At 73.7% G+C, this 18,455-nt stretch carries 15 protein-coding genes; 6 read left to right on the top strand and 9 right to left on the bottom strand.

Annotated features, from left to right (window positions below):
* The 4 genes from ACWGIS_RS35460 to ACWGIS_RS35445 form a co-directional block, all read left to right on the top strand.
* The coding region (locus ACWGIS_RS35460) for a CHRD domain-containing protein (protein ID WP_453366627.1) at positions 1-882 on the top strand (882 nt) is incomplete at its 5' end.
* A 245-nt stretch (positions 883-1,127) separates the two neighbouring features.
* A complete protein-coding gene (locus ACWGIS_RS35455) occupies positions 1,128-2,357 on the top strand; it encodes a LolA family protein (protein WP_453366626.1) in 1,230 nt (409 codons plus the stop codon).
* Positions 2,358-2,393: 36 nt separating this feature from the next.
* Positions 2,394-3,359, top strand: a complete 966-nt coding sequence (locus ACWGIS_RS35450) for an ABC transporter ATP-binding protein (RefSeq protein ID WP_453366625.1) — start codon at positions 2,394-2,396, stop codon at positions 3,357-3,359.
* A complete protein-coding gene (locus ACWGIS_RS35445) occupies positions 3,346-4,242 on the top strand; it encodes an ABC transporter permease (protein ID WP_453366624.1) in 897 nt (298 codons plus the stop codon). Before ACWGIS_RS35450 ends, ACWGIS_RS35445 begins: the two co-directional genes overlap by 14 nt.
* A 9-nt stretch (positions 4,243-4,251) precedes the next feature.
* Here the strand turns inward: ACWGIS_RS35445 and ACWGIS_RS35440 are convergent, their stop codons facing one another.
* From ACWGIS_RS35440 to ACWGIS_RS35430, 3 genes are all read right to left on the bottom strand, one after another.
* On the bottom strand, positions 4,252-4,851 hold the full coding sequence (locus tag ACWGIS_RS35440; protein WP_453366623.1) for a flavodoxin family protein: 600 nt from the start codon (positions 4,849-4,851) through the stop codon (positions 4,252-4,254).
* 170 nt (positions 4,852-5,021) lie between these two features.
* On the bottom strand, positions 5,022-6,602 hold the full coding sequence (locus tag ACWGIS_RS35435; protein WP_453366622.1) for an amidase family protein: 1,581 nt from the start codon (positions 6,600-6,602) through the stop codon (positions 5,022-5,024).
* A gap of 81 nt (positions 6,603-6,683) precedes the next feature.
* Entirely contained in the window at positions 6,684-7,232 is a 549-nt protein-coding gene (locus ACWGIS_RS35430; protein WP_453366621.1) for a DUF6668 family protein, read from the bottom strand.
* A gap of 1,845 nt (positions 7,233-9,077) precedes the next feature.
* On the opposite strand from ACWGIS_RS35430, the gene ACWGIS_RS35425 reads away from it, so the two are divergent.
* Positions 9,078-10,139 carry a tetratricopeptide repeat protein gene (locus tag ACWGIS_RS35425; RefSeq protein WP_453366620.1) on the top strand — a complete coding sequence of 354 codons (1,062 nt, stop codon included), beginning with the start codon at positions 9,078-9,080 and terminating at the stop codon, positions 10,137-10,139.
* 114 nt (positions 10,140-10,253) lie between these two features.
* On the opposite strand, the gene ACWGIS_RS35420 is transcribed toward ACWGIS_RS35425, so the two are convergent.
* The 3 genes from ACWGIS_RS35420 to ACWGIS_RS35410 form a co-directional block, all read right to left on the bottom strand.
* On the bottom strand, positions 10,254-11,198 hold the full coding sequence (locus tag ACWGIS_RS35420) for a M28 family metallopeptidase (protein WP_453366619.1): 945 nt from the start codon (positions 11,196-11,198) through the stop codon (positions 10,254-10,256).
* 135 nt (positions 11,199-11,333) lie between these two features.
* Positions 11,334-12,320 (bottom strand): EamA family transporter RarD, encoded by a 987-nt coding sequence (rarD, locus tag ACWGIS_RS35415; protein WP_453366629.1) that lies wholly within the window; start codon positions 12,318-12,320, stop codon positions 11,334-11,336.
* Positions 12,321-12,463: 143 nt separating this feature from the next.
* On the bottom strand, positions 12,464-13,321 hold the full coding sequence (locus ACWGIS_RS35410; RefSeq protein ID WP_453366618.1) for an SDR family oxidoreductase: 858 nt from the start codon (positions 13,319-13,321) through the stop codon (positions 12,464-12,466).
* Positions 13,322-13,413: 92 nt separating this feature from the next.
* Between ACWGIS_RS35410 and ACWGIS_RS35405 the strand changes: the two genes are divergently transcribed.
* Entirely contained in the window at positions 13,414-13,809 is a 396-nt protein-coding gene (locus tag ACWGIS_RS35405; RefSeq protein WP_453366617.1) for a winged helix-turn-helix transcriptional regulator, read from the top strand.
* A gap of 207 nt (positions 13,810-14,016) precedes the next feature.
* On the opposite strand, the gene ACWGIS_RS35400 is transcribed toward ACWGIS_RS35405, so the two are convergent.
* The 3 genes from ACWGIS_RS35400 to ACWGIS_RS35390 form a co-directional block, all read right to left on the bottom strand.
* Positions 14,017-15,096, bottom strand: a complete 1,080-nt coding sequence (locus tag ACWGIS_RS35400; protein ID WP_453366616.1) for a 2-oxoacid:ferredoxin oxidoreductase subunit beta — start codon at positions 15,094-15,096, stop codon at positions 14,017-14,019.
* Positions 15,089-17,017 carry a 2-oxoacid:acceptor oxidoreductase subunit alpha gene (locus ACWGIS_RS35395; protein ID WP_453366615.1) on the bottom strand — a complete coding sequence of 643 codons (1,929 nt, stop codon included), beginning with the start codon at positions 17,015-17,017 and terminating at the stop codon, positions 15,089-15,091. Before ACWGIS_RS35395 ends, ACWGIS_RS35400 begins: the two co-directional genes overlap by 8 nt.
* 295 nt (positions 17,018-17,312) lie before the next feature.
* Positions 17,313-17,972: a response regulator gene (locus tag ACWGIS_RS35390; RefSeq protein WP_453366628.1), complete on the bottom strand. Its 660-nt coding sequence runs from the start codon at positions 17,970-17,972 to the stop codon at positions 17,313-17,315.
* Positions 17,973-18,455 lie beyond the last annotated feature (483 nt).

Here is an 18,455-nt window from a genome sequence, read left to right as displayed (position 1 = left end):
GGGATCGCCGTCGCCGCCATCCCGGCGGCCGCCGCCGGGGAAGCCGCCCCCGGAAGCGCGGGCGACGGCGCCACCGTCCTCGCCGCCGCCCTGCGCGGAGCCAACGAGGTACCGGCCGGCGGCGGACCCGCCGCCGGGGACGAGGACGGCTCGGCCCTGGAGTTCATCAAGGTCGACGGCGACCGGGTGTCCGTCGCCGTCAGCTGGCGCGGCATCGGCAGGCCGACCCGGCTGCACCTGCACGAGGGCGCCAGGGGCACCGCCGGCGGCGTCGCGGTGGACTTCACGCGGCTGCTCGACAAGGGCGGCCGGCACCGCGCCGCCGGCACGGTGAAGGTCGAGGACGCGGCCCTGCTCCAGCGGCTGAGGAGCGACCCGGGCGGGTTCTACGCCAACCTGCACACCGCCGCCTTCCCGGGCGGCGCCGTCCGCGGTCAGCTCCACCGGGTCACCACCGCCGTGGACTTCCGCGACGTGTTCGCCAACTTCCGGGCGTCCGTGGTCGAGGGCCGGCAGATCTACGCGTGCAAGCCCGCCGAGGGCGGCGGACACGCCTTCGCCCAGCGCGACGTCAGCGCCGTGCTCGACCGGCACATCGCGCACTCCTTCGTGGCGCCCGACTCCGGTACGCCCCAGTGGGTCGCGCCCGACGGCAGCGCCGTCACCGGGGCGGTGCTCACCAGGACCCCCAACGGCGCCGGGAACATCCCCGAACTCGACCTGAAGGCCACGGCGTCCGGGAAACCCCGCGGGCTGCTGGCCGGGACGGCGGAGATCCTGCGGCTCAACACCGTGGGCGGAGTGGCCTCGGCCGGGCCCTGCACGCCGGGCACGACCGTCGGCGTCCCCTACCGGGCCGACTACGTGTTCGTGCAGCGCTGACGCGCGCCGCCGGCCGCCGGGGCGGTGTCTCCTCCGTGCGACCCCTACGGGTCGGGGGAGACACCGCCCCTTCGTGTCATACCGCAGCAGTAGACGGAGTTGAGCCCGGGGTCTGACGCTTCCTTCCGCCGGATTTGGTCAGATGGAAAGCACCACTCCTCATCAATTCGGGTGAGAATGGCGGCGCAGGGGTGGACGAGGACAGTGACTGAAGGCCGCCGCCGATGACGGAGGTAAGGGCAGACATGGCACCGTACGAATCCGAGAACCCGTCGGCCGACGAAGCCGACGACGTGCGCGCGGGCCGGCGCAGGGCCGCTCGCTACGTCGTCCCGGTCGCGGTCGTGGGGGTGGCGGCGGCGACCATCGGGCTCGTCCCGGCGCTCGCCGACTCCGGCGACCCCGACCTGCCGAAGATCACCGCGCAGCAACTCATCGAGAAGATCGCGAAGTCGGACACCGAGCAGCTGTCCGGCACGGTGAAGATCAGCACCGATCTGGGGCTGCCCGACCTGGGCGGCCTCGCGGACAGCTTCGCCCCCGGCGCGGCGGGCAAGGGTGGCGGCTCCTCGGCCGACCCGTCCTCCAAGCTCATGGAGCTGGCCTCCGGCACGCACACCCTGCGCGTCGCGGCCGACGGTCCCGACAAGGGCAAGGTCTCGCTGCTGGACAAGGCCGCCGAGTACAGCGTCATCCACAACGGCAAGGACGTCTGGGCCTACGACAGCAAGTCGAACGAGGTCTACCACGCGACGGCCCCCAAGGACTCGGAGCGGTCCGAGGCGCCCGAGGACGTGCACGGCACACCTCAGGAACTGGCCGAGGAGGCGCTGAAGGCGGCCGACGACACCACGTCCGTGACCGTCGACGGCACCGCGCAGGTCGCGGGCCGCGACGCCTACCGGCTCGTCGTCAAGCCGAAGCAGTCCGGCTCCACCGTCGGCGCGATCACCATCGCGGTGGACGCCGAGACCGGCACGCCGCTGAAGTTCACGCTCACCCCGTCGAGCGGCGGCGCGGCGGTCGTGGACGCCGGCTTCACCCAGGTCGACTTCGCGCGGCCGCCGGCCAAGACCTTCGACTTCACCCCGCCGAAGGGCGCGAAGGTCACCGAGGAGGGCGCCGGGGAAGGCGCCGGCGCCGAGGGGCCGAAGTCCCTGCCCGGGTCGGGGTCCGTCCACAAGGGCGACGAGGACTTCGCCAAGGGCCCGGACGGGCTGAAGACCATCGGCGAGGGCTGGAACACGATCGCGCACTTCGACACGGGCGGCCAGGGCCTGCCGACGGAGTCCGGCAACAACGACGTCTCCGGGTTCCTGAACTCCCTCGGGGACAAGGTCAGCGGGAAGTTCGGCTCGGGCACGGTCTTCTCGACCCGCCTGGTCAACGCGCTGATCACGGACGACGGCCAGGTGTACGCCGGTGCCGTCACCAAGGAAGCGCTGGTGAAGGCGGCCGACGCCGCCGCGAAGTAGGCCCGCGCGGCCGAGGACCGACGAATCGAGGAACGCATGGAGGAGCCGTCCGCCGCGGAGGAAGGACGGGTGGACACGGTGATCGCCACCCGCGCGCTCACCAAGCGCTACCGCGGCGGACAGCTCGCCGTCGACGGCCTCGATCTGGCGGTCCCGGCGGGCAGCGTCTTCGGTTTCCTCGGGCCGAACGGCTCGGGCAAGACCACCACCATCCGCATGCTGATGGGCCTGATCGAACCGACATCCGGCACCGCGCGCGTGCTGGGGCAGCCGATGCCCCGGTCCGCGCGCTCCGTGCTTCCGCACGTCGGCACCCTCATCGAGGGCCCCGCCCTGTACGGCTTCCTGTCCGGGCGGGACAACCTCCTGCGCTACGACGCCGCCGACCCGACCGCCGATCCGCGCACCCGGCGCGCCCGCGTCGCCGCCGCCCTCGACCGGGTCGGCCTGGCCGCCGCCGCGGGCAAGAAGGCGAAGGCGTACTCCCTCGGCATGAAGCAGCGGCTGGGGCTCGCCGCCGCGCTGCTGCAGCCCCGGCGGCTGCTCGTCCTCGACGAGCCCACCAACGGCCTGGACCCGCAGGGGATGCGCGAGATCCGTTCCCTCGTACGGGAGTTGGCGTCGGACGGCACCACCGTCTTCCTCTCCTCCCATCTGCTGGACGAGATCGAGCAGGTCTGCACGCACGCCGCGGTGATGGCGCGCGGCCGGCTGATCGTCCAGGGTCCGGTGGCGGAGCTGGCGGCGGGAGCGCGCGGGCGTCTCGTGGTGACCACGCCCGACCCCGGTGAGGCGGCCCGCGTGCTGAAGGAGCAGGGGGTCACCGACCTCGTGGTGACGGAGACCGAGGTGAGCGCGGAGCCGCCGGACCGCGATCCGGCCGAGCTGAACGCCGCGCTCGTGGCGGCGGGCGTGCGGGTGCGCGGCTTCGGGGTGCAACGGGCGTCCCTGGAGGACGCCTTCGTGGCCCTCACGGGGGAGGGCTTCGATGTCGCGGGCTGAGGCACCGGCCGCTCCGGCCGACAGCGGCACCGTACGCCGGCCGGGACCGCTGTGGACGCTCGGGCTGTTCCGCAGCGAGCTGGTCACGACCTTCCGGCGCTGGCGCACCCTCGCCCTGCTGGCGGTGCTGGCCGCCGTGCCCGTCCTCATCGGCATCGCCATCAGGATCGAGACCGGCGACGGCTCGGCGGCGGGCGGCGGAGGCGGCGAGGGACCGGCGTTCATCTCGCAGATCACCAACAACGGCCTGTTCCTGGTGTTCACCGCGCTCGCCGCGACCCTGCCCTTCTTCCTGCCGATGGCGATCGGCGTCGTCGCGGGCGACGCGATCGCCGGCGAGGCGAACGCGGGCACCCTGCGCTACCTGCTGGTCGCCCCCGCCGGCCGCACCCGCCTGCTGGTCACCAAGTACGCGGCCGTGCTGACGTTCTGCCTGGCCGCGACGCTCGTCGTGGCGGTCTCGGCGCTCGCGACGGGCGCCCTGCTGTTCCCGCTCGGTGAGCTGACGACGATCTCCGGGACCCGCATCGGCCTCGCCGAGGGGTTCGGCAGGGCCCTGCTCATCGCGCTGGCCGTCGCCGCCTCACTCGTCGGCGTGGCGGCGCTCGGCCTGTTCGTCTCGACGCTGACCAACAGCGGCATCGCGGCGATGGCGACGACCGTCGGCCTGCTCATCACCGTGCAGATCCTCGACCAGATCCCGCAGCTGCACGCCCTCCAGCCGTACTTCTTCTCCCACTACTGGCTGTCCTTCGCCGACCTCATGCGCGAGCCCGTCTACTGGGACGACCTGGTCCGCAACCTCGAACTCCAGGCCCTGTACGCGGCCGTGTTCGGGTCCGCGGCCTGGGCCCGGTTCACGGCGAAGGACATCACGGCGTAGAGCGGCGGGTCACACCCCCGCCTCCTCGGCGACCTCGTACGGGAAGCGGGCGAACGGCGCCTCGCCGGCGAAGAAGGTCTTGGCGCGGGCCAGCGCGGCGGAGTCGGCCAGTACGTCACCGGGCTTGCTGCCGTTGCCGAGGAGGACCCCGCCGAAGCGCATGCCCAGGTAGGCGGCCGAGTTGTTCAGCGCGCCGATCAGCGGGGCGGCCACCTCCTCCTCCGTGTGCGCCAGCGCCGTGACGCCCCACAGGGTGCGGCCGGCCATCGTCGCCTGGAAGTCGACACCGGGCGTGCGCAGCCAGCCCGACCAGTGGTCCAGGTAGCGCTTCACCGGCGCGGACAGGCTGTACCAGTACAGCGGCGAGACGATCACGAGGTCGGTCGCCGCGAGGGTCGCGTCCAGCAGCACGCCCGCCGCGCCCCCGGTGGGCCGGACGTGGTCGCTGTCGTGCCGCAGGTCCTCGAAGTCGGGGAGCGGATGGTCGGCCAGGCTCAGCCAGCGCTGCTCCACGTCGGCGGGCAGTTGTTCGGCGGCGCGGCGGGCCAGCAGTTCCGTGTTTCCCTCGGCGCGGCTGCTGCCCAGGACGAAGAGGAAGGAACGGGACACGGTAGGGCCTCCGCATGCTCGGCGTACGACAAATACCTGCGTGTGCAGTATATGCATACGCATGAATGACTGTCACGGGGAGCGGTGAACCGGCCCGCCGGAACCAGGCTGCCGCCGGAACCGCCCGCCCTGCCCGCCGGACCGCGGGAGGCGTGAGGCGCACCGAGGGGCTACGGCAGCTCCGGGGGCACGGCGGAACGGAGTCCGGCCCGGCTTTCGGCGGCCCGCGCGACGGCCAGCAGCAGCGGTTCGGCCCCGTGCCGGGCCACCAGGTGCAGGCCGACCGGGCACCCGTCGGGTCCCAGGCCCGCCGGGACGCTCGCCGCCGGGTGCCCGCTGAGGTTGAACGCCCAGGTGAGCGCGGTGGAGTACCGGTCACCCGGACCGGCGTGGCCGTGCGGCGCGTTCGGCGTGACCGGGGTCAGCAGCAGCTCGCAGCGGGCGAAGACCTCGGCGAGCCGCCGGTCGTTCGCCGCCCGGACCGGCCCCGCCGCGTCCGGACCGGCCCCGGGGGCGCGCAGCGCCAGCCACGCGGGCCCGGGATCGGCCAGCCGGACGTCCCCGGGGACGAGCCGTACGACCCCGGCGCGCACGAGCCGCTCCACGGCCCCGTAGGCGACGGCCGCCACGGCCTCCGCCTCGGCGTCCCCACCGGCGAAGCCGAGACCGGCCGACCAGAGCGCGGCGACGGGGGCGGGAGCCCTGGGCGCTTCGGGCGCTTCGACCGGTACGCACCGGGCGGACGCCGCCGACGTGGCACCGGCCGCCCGAGGAGCGCCCGGGGCTCCTCCGTCATCGGTGTGCGGGGGCCGGGCTCGTCCGGTGTGCGGAGGCGGTCCTGGGGCGGCGTCCGGGAAGGGGGGTCCGGCGGCGTCGGGGGTCGTGCCGGGCCGGAGGGTGGGGCAACCCTGGTCCCTGGCCGGGAAGTTGGCCGAATCCGGGTCCAGGCCCGGGGTGGACGCGGGTCGGCGGGCCGGCGACTGGGCGTCGCCGGCGGGAGCGGCACCGGCGGGGGCTCTGGGCGGGGTGGTGGTAGCGGCCGGCGCGGTGGGCGTAGGCCGGCGTGCGGGTGGCGGGGCGCCGCCGCCGGGAACGGGAGCGGCCTCGGCGGGGGCGGCGGACACCACTCGCCAGTACGCCGCGAGATCCGACGCGTGCCGGGTGAGGACGCCGGCCGCGGCCAGTCCCGTACGGTCCGCCGAAGGGAGGCGGCCGTTGGTGGTCTTGAGGCCGAAGACACCGCACCAGGCGGCCGGGATACGGACGGACCCGGCGCCGTCGGCACCGGTCGCGACCGGCACGACACCCGCGGCGACCGCGGCCGCGGCCCCGGCCGACGAACCGCCCGGAGTCCGGTCCGCGCGCCAGGGGTTGACCGTCCGCCCGTGCCTGCCGAGGCCCCACGTCTGCCACGGCGTACCGGGGCCGGGCACGGACGTCGCCCCCACGGGCACGCAGCCCGCGTCGATCAGCGCGGCCGCCGCACGCAGCCCGTGACGGCCCTTCACCGCGATCGGGACGCCCGCCAGCGCCGGCCGTTCGCCCGCGGCGACCCGCGCGTCCACCTCGCGGGCCCGGCGCATCGCCTGCGGGCCCCACACCTCGGTGAACGCGTGCAGGTACGGCTCCACCGCGCCGAGCCGTGCCAGGCAGGCCGTGACCACGTCGACGGCGCTCACCGCACGCGCGCGTACGGCCGCGGCGATCTCCTCGGCCGACAGGGACCGGTAGGCATCGGGGTCCAGGTCCATCCGTCCGCGCTCCTCCGGGTCCTCGTGCAGTCCGCGGTGGGCGCCTGCCGGAACCGTCCGGCGGGCGGCAAGGAGGCGGGCTCAGCGAAGGCCGCGGCGCCCGGGGGGAGAGGCCGGTGTCCCGGTCAGCCGGACCAGCGGCTCGCACTCGCGCGGCGGCTCCCCGCCCAGGTCGCCCACCCGCCACGCGGGCACCCACGGCACCTGGTAGACGTCGATCATCACGCCGATCGCCTTCACGTGCTGGGCCAGGGGGCGCGGCAGGCGGCCGGGCGCGTCGGCGACCAGGACGACGGCGTCCAGGTCGAGACCCGGCGGTACGTCCCCGCGCCGGAACGTGTCCAGGGTGTGCGAGACGGCCTCCAGCCCCGTGGCGTGCGTCCGCGCCACGAGGAGCAGCGAACCGGGCTCGCCCTGGTCGGGGCGCGGCCAGTTGCGGCCCGCGTCGTGGCCGCCGAAAACCGTCGCGAGGGTCGTGGCGCCCGCCCCGCCGTGGGTGGCCACCCAGGCGAACCGGCGTGCGGTGACCGCGCCCTGGGCTCCTCGCGGCCGCTCCTGGTCCGGTCCGGTGACCGGCCCGCGTATCCACACCTCGGGGCCCTGCGGCCCCTGCCCTGCGGTCCCCTGCATCGCTGTTTCCCCTCGTCGTCGTCCGTCGATCCTCCCGGCCCCCCGGGGCGGTCCGGTACCGGGGGGAGCGGGTTCCTGGGACGAGCCTGTGACGCCCTGGTGACCCAGGAAACGGGAGGGAGGCTGGAGACTCAACCACAGGTGTGCGATCGGGCCGTGAGGTGACCGGTTCCCCCCGGCCCACAACCGCGCACCGGAGATCGGCGTCCATGTCGGTCAGAGGGCCGTGACGGCGGGGGACTTCCTCGCGCACCGGCCCGAAGTGAGCGTGGTAGGAGGGCTGTTGATGCACACGAGCGTGGGACCGGCCGCGGGTCCGCCCGCCTCTGGGACGGCTCGGCGTACCGACGTCCTTTTGAAAGCGGTGCGTTCGGGTACGGGCAGGTCGAGGTGCGTGGCGGAGGTGACGTCGGTGGCGGTGCCCCTGCCGTCGGCGCCGTCGCCGGACCCGGCTGCCGGCCCTTCCTCCACTGACCGACCCGAGTGAGGGAACCGATGTCTCGATTCAGCCGCGAACACAAGCGGGAGCCCAGGCGGGGACGACAGGCGCCCGCGGCGTCCGTTCCGGGGGCGAGGTCCGGGTCGGGTCTGACGCCGATCGAGGTCCGGGTGACGGCGGGGGCCGGCGCGGTCGGACCCGGCGACGGGAGGGCGGCGGCGCCGACCTCGCTTGCGACGGTCGGCGGGATGCCGGTCGTCGTGAACGCCGGGGAGAGCGCCCAGGACGCCGTCCTGAACTACCTCCACCGGATCGCCCTCGCCACCGGCCACCCCGTCCTCGCCATGGTCCACGACGAGAGCATCGGCTACGTCGTCCCGCTCCAGGTGTACGTCGACGGCTCCAGCGAGTACGCGGGCAACCCGGTCCGCGTGGGCCGACCGCCCATTTCGTCCCCGGCCCCGGCGTACCCCGGGTCGCCCGAGGCGCCCGCACCGGCTTCGGCCCCGGGCCCGGCACCGGCGTACGCGCCCGGGTCACCCGAGGCGCCCGCACCGGCTTCGGCCCCCGGCCCGGCACCGGCGTACGCGCCCGGGTCGTCCGAGGCGCCCGCACCGACGCCGACGTCCGCTGCGGCGCGCGTGCCTGCACGGGACCGTGCGCCAGCCGCTGCCGCTGCCGCTGCTGCAACCGCCGCGCCGGGCTCGGACCGCGCGTCCGCCGCCGACGGTGCCTCCGCGTCGGGTGCCGGGCGCCCGCCCGTCGCCGGGCCGATACCGGGATCCGCGCCTGCGGCACCCGCCGCGCCGGGCCCGGACCGTGCGCCTGCCGACGAGGGTGCCTCCGCGCCGGGTGCCCGTCCGCCCGTCGCCACGCCTGCCCCGCGCACCACCCCCGGCATCAACCCCGGCCCGGCCCCCGCGCCCACGGCGGACCCAGCCCCCTCATCCACGCCGAACCCCGCACCGCGAGCCGCCCCCGTGCCCCCCACCCGGGACAAGGCCACCCACCCGCTGCGGGCGGTCCCGGAGCCGACGTCGGGGCCGCTCGCGCCGGGCACCTCGGTGTCCGGGCCGACGCCGGGGCCGCAGCACCCCAGCCCGACGGGACGCCCGTCCGCTCCCGCCCCCGCCGCCACGGGCACCCCGGCGGCTCCGTCACCGTCGGCCACTCCCACATCGCACACCTCGGCCCCGGCGGCCCCGTCACCCGCTCCCGCTGACCCCGCCCCCGCGAGCCCCGGCGCACCCTACGCCGCACCCGGCGGGAAGCCGGGCTCGCTCATACCGCCCGCGCCCGCCGCCCCGGGCGCGCCGGTGCCGGACGGGCCGGTGAACGCCGCGGCGGGAGGTGGTGACGCGACCGGGGCGAGCGCCACGAACGCGCCGACATTCCCCCTGCGGGCCGTGCCCGAACCGGCCGCGGGCCAGGAAGGCGGCGGCACCCCGGCGACCTACGTGCTGCGGGCGGTCCCGGAGACCGCCGGGAACGTCTCGGGCACCGCGGGCCCCGCCCAGCTGCTCCCCGGCGCCTCCGACCCGGAGCCCGTCGCTCCGGCCCCCGTCACCCCGGCCCCCGGCACCGTCTCCGCGCCGACCGGCGAGTTCGGCCCGGCACCGGAACCGGCACCGGCACCCGCCCCCGAGACCCCGGCGGACGCGCCCGTACCCGGCCCGGACCCGGACCCGCTCACCGCCTTCGAGCGGGAGGACGAGCCCTACTCCGCGCCCGAGTGGAAGGTGATCCCGTCCTCAGGGCTCATTCCGATGGTGGAGACGCAGACGGAGATCGAGCCGCAGCCCGCGCCGGACTGGAAGCCGGACCCGACCCCGGCCCCCGGCCGGCGCCCCGCCGGCCTGCCGGTCCTGGAGCCCGAGCCGGAGCACGATCCCAAGCCCACACCCGCCCGCGGCTTCGACGCCGTGGCCGAAGCCGTCCTCGCCCCGGCGACGGAAGGCGGCGGTACGGCCCCGGCATCCCCCTTCGAGGCGGACGTGGCCCGCATCAACGAGGCCGTCAAGCAGGGCCGGATAGAGGAAGCCGCCGGCATGGCCGAGCGCACCGTCGCGGAGGCGTCGGCGTCCTGGGGACCCGACCACTCCGAGGTGCTGAAGCTGCGCGAACTGACCTCGTACATCGCCTACTTGGCGGGGGACCCGCTCAGGTCGTTCCACCTGTCCCTCGACCTGGCCAGGCTGCACCGGCGGCTCGGCGACCCGGGTGCCGCGTACGGCAACGTGCAGAGCGCCGCGGCGGCCTGGCGCGCCGTCCGGGACCCGCTTCAGGGCCTGCACCTCGGACGGGACCTGATCGGCGTGTGGACGGAGCTCACGGCCGACGAGGGTCCCGCCGCCGAGGACCTGGAGCAGCTTGACAGCGCCCGCAACCGCATGGGCCGCCTCGCGGAGCGCGCCCGCTCCCTGCCGGACAACCCCTACACCCGCAGCCCGCGGCCCCCGGCCCCGTGACCGGCCCGCCGGTGCCCGGGCGACGCGCGGCGGGGCGCGGGCACCGGCCGGCCGGCCCGTGCCCGCGCCCCGCCCGTCGCGCGGCCGCCCCGGTCGGGCCGGCCGCGCGCGTGCCTACGCCGACAGACCCCACACCGCGTACGCCAGCGCGTCCGCGTGCCGGTTCAGCGCCGTGTCGTTGATGTTCGACGAGGTGTCGCAGGACGAGTGGTAGCAGGCGTCGAAGGCCCGGCCCGCCGTACCGCCCCACTTCGTCGCCTGCGCGCTGGTCTTGATGTAGTCGGCGCCGCTGAACAGGCCGCCGACCGGGATGCCCACGTTCTTGAAGGGCGCGTGGTCGGAGCGGCCGTCGCCCTCGGTCTCGATCTCCGTGGGGACGCCGATCCCCGTGAAGTAGGTCTTGAAGGTCTTCTCGATCACGGGGTCGTCGTCGTAGACGAAGTAACCCGGGTTCGGCGAGCCGATCATGTCGAAGTTCAGGTAGCCGCTGATCCTCGAACGGTTCGTGCTGGAGAGGCTGTTGACGTAGTAGCGCGAGCCGACCATGCCCAGTTCCTCGGCGCCCCACCAGGCGAACCGGAGATGCTTGGTGGGCTGGTAGTTCGTACGCGCCACGGTGAGCGCCGCCTCCAGCACCGCCGCCGAGCCGGAGCCGTTGTCGTTGATGCCGGGGCCCGCGGTCACGCTGTCCAGGTGGGAGCCGGCCATGACGACCCGGCCGGTGTCGCCGCCGGGCCAGTCGGCGATCAGGTTGTAGCCGGTGCGGCCGCCGGAGCTGAACTGCTGGACGGTCGTGGTGAATCCGGCCGCGTCCAGCTTGGCCTTCACGTAGTCGAGGGACGCCTTGTAGCCGGCGCGGCCGTGCGCGCGGTTGCCGCCGTTGGCGGTGGCGATGGACTGGAGCTGGGAGAGGTGGGCCTTGACGTTGGCCACGGGGAGGTCGGGGGCGGCCACCGCCTCGGGGGCGGGGGCCGCCCCGGCTATGGACCCGCCGACGAGCAGCGTGGCGACGGCGACGACCGAGGCCGCCGAGGCACGCCCGGGAATGGAGAGCTTCATGTGGGGGGCTCCGAATTCCAGGGAGATCCGACGGAGCCGCCACGAGGGGTGCGTGGGGCGTCCGGGGACTCCACGGTGAATGGGGTGCCTGGATGGTGAAGCTGGGACTGACATACCGTCAAGAGCGGTATTCGGTCACGGGCGTTCGTATACCGGAGAGTCCTCGGTGACGGGGGTCGCGGTGACCGCGGTGGCGTCCCTGCGGGCGTGGAGTTCGGCCCGGTCGAGTGCCGAGCGGCGCGCGGTCCGCAGGGCGTCGAAGGTGAGCAGCGACAGCGCGACCCACACCAGCGCGAACCCGGCCCAGCGCTCGGGCGGCATGGCCTCGTGGAAGTACAGGATGCCGAGCAGGAACTGGAAGACGGGCGCCAGGTACTGCAGGAGCCCCAGGGTGGAGAGGGGGACGCGGATCGCGGCGGCGCCGAAGCAGACCAGGGGGATCGCGGTCACCACGCCGGTCGACGCGAGGAGTGCCGCGTGTCCCGCGCCCTGGGCGGCGAAAGTCGAGTCGCCGCGGGCGCTCAGCCACAGCAGGTAGGCGAGGGCCGGCAGGAACTGGATCGCCGTCTCCGCGGCGAGCGACTCGATGCCGCCGAGGTTGACCTTCTTCTTGACCAGGCCGTAGGTCCCGAAGGAGAAGGCGAGGCAGAGGGAGATCCACGGCGGGCGCCCGTAGCCGATGGTCAGGACCAGCACCGCGGCGAGGGCGATGCCGACCGCCGCCCACTGGGCGGGCCGCATCCGCTCCTTGAGGACCAGGACGCCGAGCGCGATGGTGACGAGGGGGTTGATGAAGTAGCCGAGGCTTGCCTCCACCACGTGCCCGGCGTTCACCGCCCAGATGTAGACGCCCCAGTTGACCGTGATGACCGTCGCGGCGACCGTGACGAGGCCCAGCTTGCGGGGCTGGCGCACCAGCTCGCCGAGCCAGGCCCAGCGCCGCATCACCAGCAGCGCGACACCGACCACGGCGAGGGACCACACCATCCGGTGGGCGAGGATCTCGATGGCCCCCGCGGGCTTCAGCAGCGGCCAGAAGAGGGGGACGAGCCCCCACATGCCGTATGCCGCGAAACCGTTGAGCAGGCCTATGCGCTGCTCGCTCCTCGACTGCCCGGCCACCGGCGCCTCCCTCATGCGCGGCTGCCTCCGTGCAGCCTCCCCGACGGTAGCGCCGGGCGCCCCCGTCTGTCATGCCCGTATCGGCATACGGTCATGACAGACGGGGGGCGGGAGGTGGCGCCGGCAGGTCCCGGGACTCGGCGTCAGGCCTTGAGCGCCGCCGCGATCGCGTCCGCGAGCGGGGTGGTCGGGCGGCCGGTCAGCCGGGCGAGGTCGCCGTCCGTACGGGCGAGCAGTCCGCGGGCGATGGCGCCGTCCACGTCCACGAGGACCGCCGCGAACGGCTCGGGGAGCCCGGCGCCGACGAGGATCTCCTGGTGCGCCTCGGCGGGGACGCTGCTGTACCCGATCTCCCGGCCGGTCTGCCGGCTCAGCTCGGCCGCGTACTCCGCGAAGCTCCAGGCGGTGTCGCCGCTGAGTTCGTACGTGCTGTTCTCGTGTCCCTCGCCGGTCAGGACGGCGACCGCGGCGGCCGCGTAGTCGGCGCGGGAGGCCGAGGCGACCCGGCCCTCGCCGGCGCTCTGCACGACGGCGCCGTGCGCCAGGACCGGGGCGAGGTTCTCGGTGTAGTTCTCGTGGTACCAGCCGTTGCGCAGGAAGGCGTACGGCAGGCCGGAGCCGAGGATCGCCCGCTCGGTCGCCTTGTGCTCGTCGGCCAGCCGGAAGTCGGCCTCGGGACCGCCGAGGATGCCCGTGTACGCCAGCAGCGCGACGCCCGCCCCCTTCGCGGCGTCGATGACGGCACGGTGCTGGGCGACGCGGCGCCCGACCTCGCTGCCGGAGATCAGCAGCACCCGGTCGCCCGCGGCGAAGGCGTCCGCCAGGGTCTCGGGGGCGTCGTAGTCGGCGACGCGCAGTTCGACACCGCGGGCGGCCAGGTCGGCGGCCTTCTCCTTGTCGCGGACGACGGCGGCGACCTCGGCGGCCGGGACCTTCTCCAGCAGGCCGTCGATGACGAGGCGGCCGAGGTGGCCGGTGGCTCCGGTGACGACGATGCTCATGCGAACACAACTCCTTGTGGGTGGGGGTCTCCACTCACCATAAGAGCTGCACTAACTAAGCGAAAGTACCCACCTTGAAGTAAGGTACTGGCATGGCCGTACGTACATGGAACACCGACGGCGAGGCGATGTGCCCCTACCGCCTCGTCCTGGAGCACGTCACCAGCCGCTGGGGCGTCCTCGTCCTGATCGCGCTGGCCGAGCGCCCGTACCGCTTCAGCGAGCTGCGCCGGGCCATCGGCCGGGTCAGCGAGAAGATGCTCACGCAGACCCTGCAGACCCTGGAGCGCGACGGTCTGGTGCACCGGGACGCGAAGCCGGTGATCCCGCCGCGCGTGGACTACTCGCTCACCGGCCTCGGCCGCGAGGCCGCCGAGCAGGTGGCGGCCCTCGCCGGCTGGACCGAGCGCCGCATGGACGCCGTCCTCGAAGCCCGGACCGCGTACGACGAGGCCAGGGCCGCGACGGACGAACGGGCCCGGTCCTGAGGGCCACGGGCGGACGAACAAGCCCGGGCCCGACGGCCGGAGGGGCGGACGAGCGAGCCCGCACCTGACGGCCGGAGCAGGGGCACGGGCTTTTACTGACGGCCGGGGCGGCAGACGCACGGGCCCGGACCCGACGGCTGGAGCGGCAGACGGACGGGCCCGGACCTGACGGTCCGGGCCCGGCGCTCTATGCGGGGGCGGGGCGGGTCAGCCGACGACCGTCCAGGTGTCGTTGCCCGCCAGCAGCGCGGACAGGTCGCCCTTGCCGTTCTGCTCGATGGCCGCGTCCAGCTGGTCCGCCATGAGCGTGTCGTAGACCGGCCGGTCCACCGAGCGCAGCACCCCGATCGGGGTGTGGTGCAGGGTGTCCGGATCGGCCAGGCGGGACAGCGCGAAGGCGGTGGTCGGGGACGGCGCGTGCGCGTCGTGGACCAGGATCATCGCCTCGTTCTCCGGCGTCACGGCGACCACCCGGAGGTCGCCGGTGAGCTGGTCGCGGACGACGCCCTTGCCGCCGTCGGCGCCGAAGCGGATCGGCTTGCCGTGCTCCAGGCGGATCACGGCCTCCTCCGCCTGCTGCTTGTCCTTGAGGGCCTCGAAGGCGCCGTCGTTGAAGATGTTGCAGTTCTGGTAGATCTCGACGAGCGCCGTGCCGGGGTGGGCCGCGGCCTGGCGCAGGACGTCGGTGAGGTGCTTGCGGTCCGAGTCGACGGTGCGGGCGACGAAGGAGGCTTCGGCGCCGATCGCCAGGGAGACCGGGTTGAAGGGCGCGTCGAGCGAGCCCATCGGGGTCGACTTGGTGATCTTGCCGACCTCGGAGGTGGGCGAGTACTGGCCCTTGGTGAGCCCGTAGATCCGGTTGTTGAACAGCAGGATCTTGAGGTTCACGTTGCGGCGCAGGGCGTGGATGAGGTGGTTGCCGCCGATGGACAGGGCGTCGCCGTCACCGGTGACGACCCACACGGACAGGTCCCGCCGGCTGGAGGCGAGGCCGGTGGCGATGGCGGGGGCGCGGCCGTGGATGGAGTGCATCCCGTAGGTGTTCATGTAGTACGGGAAACGCGAGGAGCAGCCGATCCCGGAGACGAAGACGATGTTCTCCTTGGCCAGGCCGAGTTCGGGCATGAAGCCCTGCACGGCCGCCAGGATCGCGTAGTCGCCGCAGCCGGGGCACCAGCGCACTTCCTGATCGGACTTGAAGTCCTTCATGGACTGCCTGGCCTCGGCCTTGGGCACGAGGGAGAGCGCCTCGACCGTGCCCGTGCCTTCCGTGGTCGTCTCAGCCATCGATGGCCTCCTTGAGAACCGTGGCGAGCTGTTCGGCCTTGAACGGCATACCGTTGACCTGGTTGTACGAGCGCGCGTCGACCAGGTACTTGGCCCGTACGAGCGTGGCGAGCTGCCCGAGGTTCATCTCGGGGATCACCACCTTCTCGTAACGCCCGAGGACGGTGCCCAGATTCCGGGGGAACGGGTTGAGGTGGCGCAGATGGGCCTGCGCGATGCTCTCGCCGGCCGTGCGCAGCCGCCGTACCGCCGCGGTGATCGGGCCGTAGGTCGAACCCCAGCCTAGGACCAGCGTGCCGGCGCCGTCGGGATCGTCGACGTCGAGGTCCGGGACGTCGATGCCGTCGATCTTGGCCTGCCGGGTGCGGACCATGAAGTCGTGGTTGGCCGGGTCGTAGGAGATGTTGCCCGAGCCGTCCTGCTTCTCGATGCCGCCGATGCGGTGTTCCAGGCCGGGCGTGCCGGGGACGGCCCACGGGCGGGCGAGCGTCTGCGGGTCGCGTTTGTACGGCCAGAAGACCTCGGTGCCGTCGTCCAGGGTGTGGTTCGGGCCCTGGGCGAACTGCACGCGCAGGTCCGGGAGTTCCTCGATGTCGGGGATGCGCCAGGGCTCGCTGCCGTTGGCGAGGTAGCCGTCCGAGAGGAGGAGGACGGGGGTGCGGTAGGTGAGCGCGATCCGGGCGGCCTCGACGGCCGCGTCGAAGCAGTCGGCGGGCGTCTTGGGGGCGACGACCGGGACCGGCGCCTCGCCGTTGCGCCCGTACATCGCCTGGAGCAGGTCCGCCTGCTCGGTCTTGGTCGGCAGGCCCGTGGAGGGCCCGCCGCGCTGGATGTCGATGACCAGCAGCGGCAGCTCCAGGGAGACGGCGAGCCCGATCGTCTCGGACTTCAGCGCCACCCCCGGCCCCGACGTCGTGGTCACCGCCAGCGAACCGCCGAAGGCGGCCCCGAGCGCCGCGCCGATGCCCGCGATCTCGTCCTCGGCCTGGAAGGTCCGCACACCGAAGTTCTTGTGCCGGCTCAGCTCGTGCAGGATGTCCGAGGCCGGCGTGATCGGGTACGAGCCCAGGTAAAGCGGCAGGTCCGCCTGGCGCGAGGCCGCGATCAGCCCGTACGACAGCGCCAGGTTCCCGGAGATGTTCCGGTACGTGCCCGTCGGGAACGCGTGCGCCGCCGGGGCGACCTCGTAGCTGACCGCGAAGTCCTCGGTCGTCTCGCCGAAGTTCCAGCCCGCGTGGTACGCCGCGATGTTGGCCGCGGCGATCTCGGGCTTCTTCGCGAACTTGGTCCTGAGGAACTTCTCGGTGCCCTCGGTGGGCCGGTGGTACATCCAGCTCAGCAGGCCGAGCGCGAACATGTTCTTCGACCGCTCCGCCTCCTTGCGGGACAGGTCGAACTCCTTGAGCGCCTCGACGGTGAGCGTCGTCAGCGGGACGGGGTGGACGCTGTAGCCGTCCAGGGAACCGTCCTCCAGCGGGCTCGTGACGTAGCCGACCTTGGCCATCGCCCGCTTGGTGAACTCGTCGGTGTTGACGATGATCTCCGCGCCGCGCGGCACGTCGGCGATGTTCGCCTTCAGCGCGGCCGGGTTCATCGCGACCAGTACGTTCGGCGCGTCGCCGGGGGTGAGGATGTCGTGGTCGGCGAAGTGCAGCTGGAAGGACGAGACGCCCGGCAGGGTGCCCGCGGGGGCGCGGATCTCGGCCGGGAAGTTCGGCAGGGTGGACAGGTCGTTGCCGAAGGAGGCCGTCTCCGAGGTGAAGCGGTCTCCGGTGAGCTGCATACCGTCACCGGAGTCGCCCGCGAAGCGGATGATGACGCGATCGAGGCGGCGTACGTCCTTCCCGCCCGCCGGTTTGCGCTGCTCTCCTACGACGGCTTCGTCGGCCTGTTCGGTTGGACTGCTGACCTGGCTGGTCACTGAACTGGACCTCCCTCGAGGCGGCTGTCTGGGAACGGTCGTCCCGCCGACCCTCCCAGGATCAACCCTACGTCGGTAAGGGTCGCCTTCCCTCGGCCATTCGCATGATGGTCCCGATCTCGGGACATTCGGACGCGCTGCTGTGCCATGGTGTGCTCGCCCCCCGGCGCTTTACGTGAAGACGTTCCCTGCCGTTCCTCTGTTCTCGTGCTCGGTGCGTGTCGCGGCCACCCGGCTACGTACTGGACACCCGCGGACTCGACGCTCGCTGGACAACTGGCACAGTGTCAGCCACTCAGGAGTTCAGGTAGGTCAGAACGGCCAGAACACGCCGGTGGTCCCCGTCGCTGGGGGACAGCCCCAGCTTCAGGAAGATGTTGCTGACGTGCTTCTCGACGGCACCGTCGCTGACCACGAGCTGCCGCGCGACGGCCGAGTTGGTGCGGCCCTCGGCCATCAGCCCGAGCACCTCCCGCTCCCTCGGCGTGAGCCCCGCGAGCACGTCCTGCTTGCGGCTGCGTCCCAGGAGCTGCGCCACGACCTCCGGGTCCAGCGCGGTGCCCCCGCGGGCCACCCGCACCACCGCGTCCACGAACTCCCGGACCTCGGCCACCCGGTCCTTGAGCAGATAGCCGACCCCGCGACTGGAACCGGCCAGCAGTTCGGTGGCGTACTGCTCCTCCACGTACTGCGACAGCACCAGCACACCGAGTCCCGGATGCTCCTTGCGCAGCTGCACCGCCGCCCGGACGCCCTCGTCGGTGTGCGTCGGCGGCATCCGCACGTCGGCCACGACCACGTCGGGCAGCTCGTCCTGCGCCGCGAACTCGGTGATCGTCTTGATCAGCGCCTCCGCGTCCCCGACGCCCGCGACCACGTCGTGCCCGCGATCGGTCAGCAACCGGGTCAGGCCCTCCCTGAGCAGCACTGAATCCTCGGCGATGACCACCCGCACCCTGTCCTCCACGACCTTCGGCCCCCCACAGCCTTCTCCCGGCACGCGCCGGTTCTCTTCCACCCCGTGCGGACCGCCCGCGTCACTTCCGGGCCCGGTCCGTCCCGCTCGTACGACAGCCCCAGCATTCCAGCATTCCCACCGGCCCGCGCCCGGGCGGCCGAATCCGCACGGGAACGGCGGGACCGGGGACCGGGGACGGGACGACGGGGGCACGGGAGGACGGGAGGGCGGGAGGACGGGAAACGGGGAGCAGGGTCCGCCGTACCCCGTCCGGGCACCTGCCCGGCCCGGCGCCCGCCCGGTGACATGGAGCGGGGTCCACCGTGCCCCGTCCTGGACGGGCCATGGTCCGCCCTGTCCCCGGGACGGGCCGGCCTGCCCGTCCCGGAACGGCGCCCGCCCAGCCCGGTCCCCGGAGGCGACAGACAGCGAGACGACGGCAAGCCCGACGTGACGTCGGGGGTGGCGTGCAGGCCGCGC

The sequence above is a fragment of the Streptomyces sp. NPDC054842 genome (assembly GCF_053611025.1).
Note: the sequence above shows the minus strand (reverse complement) of the source record. Positions and strands in the feature narration are given on the sequence as shown.

Excerpts from the sequence above, each read along its gene's own strand:
- ACWGIS_RS35455 (WP_453366626.1), top strand. The coding sequence starts at position 1,128 with ATGGCACCGTACGAATCCGAGAACCCGTCGGCCGACGAAGCCGACGAC.
- ACWGIS_RS35450 (WP_453366625.1), top strand. The coding sequence starts at position 2,394 with ATGGAGGAGCCGTCCGCCGCGGAGGAAGGACGGGTGGACACGGTGATC.
- ACWGIS_RS35445 (WP_453366624.1), top strand. The coding sequence starts at position 3,346 with ATGTCGCGGGCTGAGGCACCGGCCGCTCCGGCCGACAGCGGCACCGTA.
- ACWGIS_RS35435 (WP_453366622.1), bottom strand. The coding sequence starts at position 6,602 with ATGGACCTGGACCCCGATGCCTACCGGTCCCTGTCGGCCGAGGAGATC.
- ACWGIS_RS35430 (WP_453366621.1), bottom strand. The coding sequence starts at position 7,232 with ATGCAGGGGACCGCAGGGCAGGGGCCGCAGGGCCCCGAGGTGTGGATA.
- ACWGIS_RS35420 (WP_453366619.1), bottom strand. The coding sequence starts at position 11,198 with ATGAAGCTCTCCATTCCCGGGCGTGCCTCGGCGGCCTCGGTCGTCGCC.
- ACWGIS_RS35410 (WP_453366618.1), bottom strand. The coding sequence starts at position 13,321 with ATGAGCATCGTCGTCACCGGAGCCACCGGCCACCTCGGCCGCCTCGTC.
- ACWGIS_RS35405 (WP_453366617.1), top strand. The coding sequence starts at position 13,414 with ATGGCCGTACGTACATGGAACACCGACGGCGAGGCGATGTGCCCCTAC.
- ACWGIS_RS35400 (WP_453366616.1), bottom strand. The coding sequence starts at position 15,096 with ATGGCTGAGACGACCACGGAAGGCACGGGCACGGTCGAGGCGCTCTCC.